Origin of the sequence: Streptomyces sp. NPDC002730 (genome assembly GCF_042888805.1) — a bacterium.
Taxonomy (GTDB): domain Bacteria; phylum Actinomycetota; class Actinomycetes; order Streptomycetales; family Streptomycetaceae; genus Streptomyces.
This window is the reverse complement of record NZ_JBIAQG010000040.1, coordinates 1-9022: the sequence shown is the minus strand read 5'-3', so window position 1 is coordinate 9022 and position 9022 is coordinate 1. Positions and strand designations below refer to the sequence as shown.

Sequence of the window (9022 nt, the reverse complement as noted above, 5' to 3'; positions counted from 1 at the left end):
CTCCAACTGCTCTGCAATCTCTGCGGGAGTGAAGAGTTGAAGGGGCAGGAGCAGGACCTGCCGTTGCCGGGGCGGCAGAGCCTTCAGAGGGCGTTAAGTCCGAACTCACCTGGTTTGTGATCGCTCGATCGTGGTACTGATCGCCGTACGAGCCAGCCGTTCGTCATGCGCATGCTGGGATGCGGGCATGGACCGAAGACCGTATCCGAGCGACTTATCGGATGAGCATTGGGCATTGATCGAGCCATTGATCACGGCCTGGAAGCAGGACAGGGTGGCACGGTCGGCGACCGTGATCCCGGGGCCTGCGATCTGAGGGAGGTCGTGAACGCGAGCTTCTACCAGAACCGGACGGGATGTCAGTGGCGCTACCTGCCCCACGACTTCCCGGCCTGGTCGGCGGTGTTCTACTACTTCGGCCTGTGGCGCGGAGACGGTCTTGACCAGCGGATCCAGGAACTCCTGCGCTGCCAGGTGCGAGAGAGAGCCCGGCGATTAGAGGACCCGTCCCTCGTGATCATCGACACCCAGTCCGTCCGCGCGGCCGCCGGTGTCCCGAAGACCACGACGGGGCTGGACGCCAACAAGAGGGTGTCGGGCCGCAAGCGGGGACTGGCCGTCGACGTTCTGGGGCTGATCATCGGCGTCGTCGTGCTGGCCGCGTCCGCCCACGACAACGCCGCCGGCACCGCCCTGCTCGACCAGGCAGCCGAGCGGTGCGGGATGCGGCTGGAGAAGGCCCTGGTGGACCAAGGCTTCAAGGACGAGGTTCTCATCCACGGTGCCCTGCTCGACATCGACATCGACATCGACATCGACATCGACATCGACATCGAGGTCGTCCGCCGCAACCCGGGCGACCAGGGCAAAGGCTTTGTCCCGCAGCCCAAGCGGTGGATCGTGGAGCAGGTCAACGGCACGTTGATGCTGCACCGCCGCCTGGCCCGCGAGTACGACCACCGGCCCGACACCTCCACCTCGCGCGTCTACTGGGCCTCGATCGCGAACATGGCCCGCCGCCTCGCCACACCGAGTCCGTCCTGGCGCGACTCCCTCGGGCTGGCCGCGTGAACGTCATCGAGCTCCTGGCCGACCTTCAGGCCCAGCACGACGAGACCACAGCCCGGGCCGGTGAACTGCGCGACCAGATCCAGCACTTGACCGCCGCCCTGGCCGAGACCGAGGCGCGACTTGCGGACCTGGCCACCACCCGGAAGGTCATAGCCGAACTCGCACCGACTGAAGGCCAATCCGCACCGCCCGAGACGAACACCTCCTACCAGGCCATCGTGAACACCTTCACCCAGCACCCCGACCAAGAGTTCCGAGCCCGTGAGCTGCACGAACTCCTCGGCATGCCCACCGACGAGGCATCCGTCAACATCACCCGCAGCCGTCTCGGACGCCTCACCCGCCAAGGCTTCCTCACGGGGTCTGGCCGGTAATGCTGCTGGCTTGAGCTCTTTGGTCACGCGTCGGTAGCCGGGCGCCACCTGGCTGCCCTTGTTTGCCGAGCCCGCCGTCGTATCAGCTCCCGCGGATGGGCCAGCCCGCATCGCGTAGCGGCGACGGATACCGGAACGGCCCCGGACCGCTGGTTGCGGTTGCGGTCCGGGGCCGTTCGCCATGTCTTGCGCACACCGACGGGAGGGCTGGGCTGATCAGCTTCGGTACGGGTCGGCGTACGGTTCGAGGGACTGGCGGACCGCCTCCTGTACAGAGTCCATCCGCGGTCCGGGGCCGTAGAAGCGCGCCCTGGCCTTTCCGTGCGGGATGAGCCAGCCCAGGCGGACGAGCTCGCGCATGTCGCGGATGGCCTGCTGATCGGAGAGGTCGGCGTCCTGCTGATAGACGGTGCGTCGCACCTTCGATCCCCAGAACGCCGGCAGCAGCGCGTAGACGACCCGCTCGTCCAGGCTCATCTCGGCGGCGGCTTCGCCCAGGTGGATCCAGGCCCGCGAGAGTAGGTCAGTACGGCGCTGGGCCTGCTGAGCCTGCCGGTGGTGGGCCTCCAGGCAGAAGCGGATCCACGGGTGCGTGTCCCGCCCCGGGCTCCAGTTCGGGCCACCGACCTGCTCAAGCACGCGGTAGTAGCCGTAGGTGTTCTGGCCGCGGCCGAGCCACTCCTCGATGGAGGAGAACTCCGGCGGCATCAGCGCCTCGCGAGCGAACACCAGCGTCGACAGGGCGCGGGACATGCGCCCGTTGCCGTCCTTCCAGGGGTGGATGTTGACCAGGTTCAGATGCGCCATCGACGCGCGCACGTGCACAGGAGCGTCCAGGTCGCCATCGTTGAGCCAGTCGATCAACTCCCTCGTCAGGTCGGCTACCTGCTCGAAGTCAGGGGCGGTGTAGGCCGGCACGAGCGGGTCGTCGGGGCTGGTGACGAAGACCGGCCCGTCCCGCCAACGGCCCGGCCGCTTGTCCAGGTGATGACCCTGCAGCATGAAGTGCAGACCATTGAGCAGGCCCGCGTCGTACCGGAAGCCGTCGTCCGCGTCCGCGAGGGCCTGGATGTACGTCATCGTGCGCTGATAGCCCTCCAGCTCCACCCGGGTGCGGTCCTCGGTCTCCAGCGGTTCCTCACCGGCCATCAGCGCCTCGACATCGTCCACGGTCGCGGCGTAGCCCTCAATCGTGTTCGACCCGGCGATCGCCCGCGCCGTCAGATTCCGCCGCAACTGCCCGGACCACCGGGGTTGCGCGCGCAGCTGATGCCGCAGCCGTATCCGCATCTCCTCGATCTCCTCGAGGACGCGTAGATCCTCGGCATCCAGCGACGGCGTCTCATACAACATGACCCCATGCCACCATGACACCATCATCATGTCAACCAGACACCGTGTGCTCGCTCCCGTTTCCGTGCGGGCGGGGCCGGCTGAACCCGGCACCCGGCTGCGCCGACGGGCAGGCCCGGACATACACCGGCGCAGGCTCCTTGGCCGATCGGGTGTGATGCAAGGACCAGCGGACCGCGGGGAGATCCTCGGCGGCGTGTGGCCGTTTGCCTGACCGGCCGTGCGGGCCGGAAGGTCGACTCCCGGCTCCGCGCGACCCGGCGCAGCGTTCAGTACTGTTCGGTCTCGACGAAGCTCGCGTCCGTGTCGCCGAAGGCGGCGGCGGTCGGGTCGAATGCGGGCGGGCTGTCCTTGAGGCCCATGCCCATGCCGGCCAGCTTCGCCTTGACCTCGTCGATCGACTTCGCACCGAAGTTGCGGATGTCGAGCAGGTCCGCCTCGGAACGGGCGACAAGCTCACCGACCGTATGGACGCCCTCGCGCTTGAGGCAGTTGTAGGAGCGGACGGTGAGCTCGAGCTCCTCGATCGGCAGCGCCAGATCGGCAGCGAGCATGGCGTCCGTCGGGGACGGACCCATGTCGATGCCCTCGGCGTCGATGTTGAGCTCGCGCGCCAGACCGAACAGCTCGCCCAGGGTCTTACCGGCCGAAGCCATGGCGTCACGCGGACGCATGGCCTGCTTGGTCTCAACCTCGACGATCAGCTTGTCGAAGTCGGTGCGCTGCTCGACACGGGTCGCCTCGACCTTGTACGTGACCTTCAGCACCGGGCTGTAGATGGAGTCGACCGGGATACGGCCGATCGGCTGGCCCACCTGCTTGTTCTGCACGGCGGAGACATAGCCGCGACTGCGCTCGACGGTCAGCTCCATCTCCAGTCTGCCCTTGCCGTTCAGCGTGGCGAGCACCAGGTGCGGGTTGTGCACCTCGACACCGGCCGGCGGGGCGATGTCAGCAGCGGTGACCAGGCCGGGACCCTGCATACGCAGGTACATCACGGCCGGCTCGTCGTGCTCCGAGGAGAGGTCCAGCTGCTTGATGTTCAGGATGAGGTCGGTGACGTCCTCCTTGACGCCCGGCACGGTGGTGAACTCGTGCACGACACCGTCGATCCGGACGGACGTGACAGCCGCACCCGGGATCGAGGAGAGGAGCGTACGGCGAAGGGAGTTACCGAGCGTGTAGCCAAAGCCCGGCTCCAGCGGCTCGATGACGAACCGGGAGCGGAACTCGTCGACGACCTCTTCGGTCAGCGAGGGACGCTGAGCAATCAGCATGAGGTAAGGCCTCCAGCTATTTGACGCCGTAAACACCGCACGGTATCGGCAACACGACCTGCACGAGGCCGCACCGCCCGACGCTGCCCAAGTGCCATCTCAGCCGCCTCGGCCATCTTCCCGAACGGTCGATGACGCGCTGCGCGCCGATACGCCGTATGCGGGGCTCGGCCCCGCTTCTTGAGCCTCTTCCCCAACCGGGCCACGCTATCCAGCCGGACATCAACGGGGCGGGCTGACCGCCCAGTTCGGCCGAAAGATCCACGACGCTCCGCTCAGGCCGCCGCGGTTCGCTGAGGTACGGCGGCGAACGCGCCGGGCGCCTGCTGCCACGAGCCGGTGCACATCTGTGCTGCCAGAGCCTCGCTGGTCAACGGCCGCGGCCCGTTCCAGCTGTCGCTGGTCTCAGAACGGGTGCGGCTCGCCACCGGTGGGAGCCTGCGCCTGCCCGGCGGGACGGGACTCCGCGACAGAGGCTGGTCCCTGGCAGGGCGGGCGCCGCCCGCGCTGCGGGTGACCTTCGTGACGGCCACCTTCGCGCAGGTGAGGGAGGCGGCGTTTTCGCCGGCCTGTCGCCACAGCGAGCAGCCCAGCGCTGGCCCGAAAACAGCCGGGGCACACAGGTCCTCAGCCGGATCAGTCTTCGTCGTGGTGGTACCGGCCCGCCCGGTAGTCCGCCATCAGCATGTACCCCACATCGCTCCCCTGCGGCTGCCTCCCGGGACCGGCGGGCCGCTCGGACTCCACCGCCCCGAAGTCCACCGTCCGGGTCGCTTCCGTTGCGTGCTTCTCCTCCGCCCGCCGCGATCGAGTGGAGAACCGTGATCGGGAGTCGGCATGGATGTGCGTCTTTCTGCCTGCTCCTGCGCGCATCGCAGACAGGGCGCGGCCTAAATTCCTTGCTCCGTCAGCTTGTCGGCTCTGGCCCGTATCAGTTGTCGGACGAGGAGGGCGGATCGTGAGGGTTGGCTGTCCTGACGGTGGGTCAGGCACAGGTGTACGGGGCTTGTGTCGTGCAGGGGAAGCCAGACCAGGTCGGGGATGTCGGCCGAGGTCTCGAAGCGGGGGAGGAGGCCGAGCCCGGCACCCTGCCCGACCATCACCTTGACGGTGCGTGCCGACATGGCCTGGATGACGACGTCGGGACCAGCCACATGCCGGTGCAGCATCTCCCACATCACGGTGCCCGTCCGCATGGTGACGATGGGCCAGGCCTCGAGGTCGTGCCAGTGGACGTGGCTGCGCCCGGCGAGGGGGTGGTCGGTGAGCGTGTAGATCCCGACAGGAGCCGATACGAGGGGTACCCGGTGCAGTCCCGTCGCAGCCGGGCTCATCGGCATGGTGATCACCCCGAAGTCCAGCCCGCCGTCGAGTACGGCGGCCTCGATGTCGGCGGAGGCTCCCTCGCGGACGGTGAACCGCAGTCCGCGATGGTGCTCGCGCAGGTGCCCCACGACGGGAGCAATGATCGTCTCCGCGGTCACCGAGACGCTGCCGATCTGGACCAGGCCGCGGTATGCGGCGCTTGATTCCATGGCCGATTCCCGCACCGCCTCCTCGGCCGCGACCAGCCGGCCCAGCGGTTTGAGCAAGGCCTGACCTGCCGGTGTGGGACGCACGCCGCGCCGGCTGCGTGTGAGCAGGACGACGTCGAGTTCCTCTTCGAGCAGCGCGATCTGCTGACCGACGGTGGGCTGGCTGACTCTGCACCGGACGGCCGCTGAGCGCAGCGACCCTGTCTCGACGGCCGCTAGGAAGTACCGCGCTCTCTCCACCCGCATCGGTTCATCATAAAGGCAGAACCTTTCACTGGCGAACTCGCATCCCGCCTTCCCGACCCTCCCACGGCAGGGCATTGTGACGAATGCCCTGGTTGCAGGGCAGGTACGAGGTCTCGACGTGAAAGGAATACATCGTGTCCGATGGCCCGCTGAGCGGAGTTCGTGTCCTGGACGTGTCGACGATCCTGGCCGGCCCGCTGGCGTCCTCGCTGCTCGGCGAGTTCGGCGCCGAGGTGATCAAGATCGAGCATCCGGATGAGGGTGATCCGGCACGGCTCTACCCGCCGCTGGAGGACGGCGGGTCGGCAGCCTGGACGATGCTCGGCCGCAACAAGCGAAGCGTCACCGTCGATCTGCACCACCCCGACGCGGCCGAACTGGTCGGTCGGCTGGCCGGATCCGCTGACATCGTGGTGACCAACTTCCGCCCGGCAACGCTGCGCCGGTTCCGGATCGACTTCGACGACCTCCGGGCGCACCGGCCGGACCTCGTGATGGTTCACGTGAGCGCGTTCGGCCGCACCGGTCCCTACGCAGACCGCCCGGGCTTCGCCCGCGTGGCGGAGGCCTTCGCCGGCCTGACCTACCGCACGGGCGCACCGGATCAGCCGCCGTTCTTCGCCGGCTACCCGATCGCCGACGGCGTCACCGGCATCTACGCCGCGTTCGCGGCTCTGCTCGCACTGCGTCAGCGGGATCTCACCGGCGAGGCCCAGCTTGCCGACATCCCCCTCTACGAGCCGTTGCTGCGGATGATGGAGGACTTCGTCGTCGAGTACGGCGCGACCGGCGAGAACCGCGAGCGTCAGGGTAATGAGAATCCGCACATCAGCCCCAACAGCCTTTACCGTACCCGCGATGGCCGTTGGCTGGCCCTGCCCGCGTCGACCGAGCAGATGTGGCGACGGCTGGTCACCGTCATGGACGCCGGGGACCTCGCCGTCCACAACTCCATGACTGCGCGGCTGAAACACCGCGAAGAGATCGAGGCGCGCGTCGCCGCCTTCGTCGCATCGCATGACCTGGAGCCGCTGATGTCCCTGCTCCTTGAGGCCGGTGTGGCCGCAGGGCCGGTGAACTCGGCGGCGGACATCTGCGCCGACCCGCACGTTCGTGCCCGCGGATCGGTAGTGGAGATACCGGACGAAGACGGGGGACGTCCCCGTCTCATGCAGGCTCCGGCCGGCCGTTTCTCGGGCTTCGAGGGCACGATCGGGCGCGACGCCCCGGTTCTAGGTCAGCACACCACCGAAGTGCTGCGGGACCTCGTCGGGCTCACCGAGCAGGACATCGATGATCTGCGCCACCGAGGAGTAGTCTGAGGAGAGCTTGCCCATGACTGTCGCGGTCCTGTCCATCATCGTCCTGGTCGCCCTCTTCGCGGCGACGCTGATACCCGGATTCGACCTGGGGCTGGCCGCCCTGTCCGCGGCGTTTCTCCTCGGTCTCGCCGCCGGCGTGCCGGCGGACGACGTGACGAAGTTCTTCCCTGCCGACTTCTTCGTTCTCATAGTCGGGGTGACGGCCCTGTTCGCCGCCGTCCAGCTCAACGGAACCCTCGACTGGCTGCTCGATCTGTTGCTCCGGCTGGTCGGCGGGCGGCTGTTGCTGGTTGCGCTGGTCCCGTTCGTCATAGGCGCCGTGCTGACCGCGTTCGGCACCCTGCCGGCGGCCGCAACCGCCATCGTCGCCCCCATCGCCCTGGGTCTCGCCTCGCGGTACGGGTTCTCACCACTGGTGGCGGCCGTCGTCGGCATCAACGGAATCATTTGCGGACTTCTCTCGCCGCTTGCGGTCTACGGCGTCACCGCCCGCCAGTTGAGCGCCAAGTTCGGCATCGGCCTGCCCGGCTCGGCCCCGGTGACCTTCCTGCTCGGCGGACTACTCACAGGGTTACTCGTATGTGCGGGATGCCTGATTGTCGCTTCGCGGACCGGTGCCGTGCCGCCCGGCCGGGCCACCGCCCCGATTGGCGGCACCGACCCGGCCGGCGTCGCTGCGCCGGTCACCGTCACCGGCCTGCAGGGCACCTCACCCGATCCGCACGAAAGGCCCCGCGCGTCCGGCGCGACCGGAGGCACCCAGCCGGCGACAGCCGTCTCCTCGCCGTCCCGGGCGTCGCCAGGAAGCCGCGGAGCCCGCGCCCTCACGGTGCTCTGTCTGCTCACCGTCGTCGTACTGTCGGTCGGCTTCGAGATGAACGTGGGCTACCTCGGCCTGACCGCTGCGATCATTCTGCAACTGGTGCTCCGGCTGGAGCCCGGCGCGATCGCTTCGCAGATCCCGTGGGGCGTGGTGCTGTTGATCGGAGGCCTGCTGACATACGTGGGCCTGATGCAGGATCTCGGCGCATTCAAACAGATCAGCAACCTGCTTCAAGTCGAGGGATCGCCGCTGCTCAGCCTGCTGGTTCTCTGCTACATAGCGGGCGTCACATCGTTCGCCGCCAGCTCCATCGCAGTGTTCGTGACAGTCATACCGCTGCTGCCTCCACTGGTGGCCGACGGCATCTCCCCAGTCGGCGGCGTGCTCGCCCTGGCGCTGGCCTCGGTACTGGTCGACATCAACCCGCTCGGCATCACCGGAGGCCTGATCCTCGGAGCCGCAGAACCGTCGGCGCGACCTCGCCTGTTCCGCCAGCTCCTCACCTACGGCATCATCTCGATCGTCGTCGCGCCCTTCCTCACCTGGCTCGCGTTCGGCTGGTGGTGAGCATAGCTCTCGGCCCGGCGGCGCCGCTGGAAAGGCCTGTTGCGAGGCCCGAATGCGTGGGCCGACGGTTCGGCGGTCACCGCGACCTGTGGTCAAGTCAGCAAGCAAGAAATGCCCAGCGGCAGACCGCGAAGCTGCACAAGTGGGTCGCCCGGCAGCGCGAGGACACCGGCCGAAAGTGGGCCGAGCGGGTTGCCCATGATCACGACCCGCTGGCGGTGGAGGACCTCCGCCCGCCCTCCTCCGCCAGGTCCACCATGCCCAAGAAGGCCGCCGACGCGGCGATCGGCGCGACCAAGCGTTCTCTGATCGAGGTGACTCCTCCCCGCGGATAAATCCGGGTGCTTCTCCTGTCGTGGCTAAGACCGTGTCCTACATGGCGAGTTGGCAGTTGTTCTGGGCATGGGGAGTGGACGGTGGGGATGGATCGTTCCGGAGGGCCTGTGGGAGATAG

The 9022-nt window shown here is 68.0% G+C and carries 8 protein-coding genes and 1 pseudogene; 5 read left to right on the top strand and 4 right to left on the bottom strand.

Going from position 1 to position 9022, the window contains the following annotated elements:
- The first annotated feature begins 187 nt into the window (after window positions 1-187).
- Window positions 188-1071, top strand: a pseudogene (locus tag ACFYXH_RS41950) (IS5 family transposase).
- The gene (locus ACFYXH_RS41945) at window positions 1068-1445 is read left to right on the top strand and encodes a hypothetical protein (RefSeq protein WP_389575010.1); all 378 of its coding nucleotides are present in this window, start codon (window positions 1068-1070) and stop codon (window positions 1443-1445) included. The pseudogene ACFYXH_RS41950 and the gene ACFYXH_RS41945 overlap by 4 nt, the downstream one beginning before the upstream one ends.
- Before the next feature lie 216 nt (window positions 1446-1661).
- Here the strand turns inward: ACFYXH_RS41945 and ACFYXH_RS41940 are convergent, their stop codons facing one another.
- The 4 genes from ACFYXH_RS41940 to ACFYXH_RS41925 all read right to left on the bottom strand — a co-directional run bounded on the left by ACFYXH_RS41940 (window position 1662) and on the right by ACFYXH_RS41925 (window position 5856).
- Complete coding sequence (locus ACFYXH_RS41940) at window positions 1662-2798, bottom strand: Fic family protein (RefSeq protein WP_389575007.1); 1137 nt, start codon at window positions 2796-2798, stop codon at window positions 1662-1664.
- Window positions 2799-3067: 269 nt separating this feature from the next.
- Entirely contained in the window at window positions 3068-4075 is a 1008-nt protein-coding gene (locus tag ACFYXH_RS41935; protein ID WP_389575004.1) for a DNA-directed RNA polymerase subunit alpha, read from the bottom strand.
- 636 nt (window positions 4076-4711) lie between these two features.
- The gene (locus ACFYXH_RS41930; RefSeq protein ID WP_389575001.1) at window positions 4712-4948 is read right to left on the bottom strand and encodes a hypothetical protein; all 237 of its coding nucleotides are present in this window, start codon (window positions 4946-4948) and stop codon (window positions 4712-4714) included.
- Between the two features lie 17 nt (window positions 4949-4965).
- Window positions 4966-5856: a LysR family transcriptional regulator gene (locus tag ACFYXH_RS41925; protein ID WP_389574998.1), complete on the bottom strand. Its 891-nt coding sequence runs from the start codon at window positions 5854-5856 to the stop codon at window positions 4966-4968.
- Between the two features lie 134 nt (window positions 5857-5990).
- Between ACFYXH_RS41925 and ACFYXH_RS41920 the strand changes: the two genes are divergently transcribed.
- From ACFYXH_RS41920 to ACFYXH_RS41910, 3 genes are read left to right on the top strand one after another with little or no spacing between them, the layout of a single operon-like run.
- The gene (locus tag ACFYXH_RS41920; protein WP_389574995.1) at window positions 5991-7178 is read left to right on the top strand and encodes a CaiB/BaiF CoA transferase family protein; all 1188 of its coding nucleotides are present in this window, start codon (window positions 5991-5993) and stop codon (window positions 7176-7178) included.
- 13 nt (window positions 7179-7191) lie between these two features.
- Complete coding sequence (locus tag ACFYXH_RS41915; RefSeq protein ID WP_389574992.1) at window positions 7192-8568, top strand: SLC13 family permease; 1377 nt, start codon at window positions 7192-7194, stop codon at window positions 8566-8568.
- A 56-nt stretch (window positions 8569-8624) separates the two neighbouring features.
- Window positions 8625-8903 carry a hypothetical protein gene (locus tag ACFYXH_RS41910; RefSeq protein ID WP_389574989.1) on the top strand — a complete coding sequence of 93 codons (279 nt, stop codon included), beginning with the start codon at window positions 8625-8627 and terminating at the stop codon, window positions 8901-8903.
- The last annotated feature ends 119 nt before the right edge of the window (window positions 8904-9022 follow it).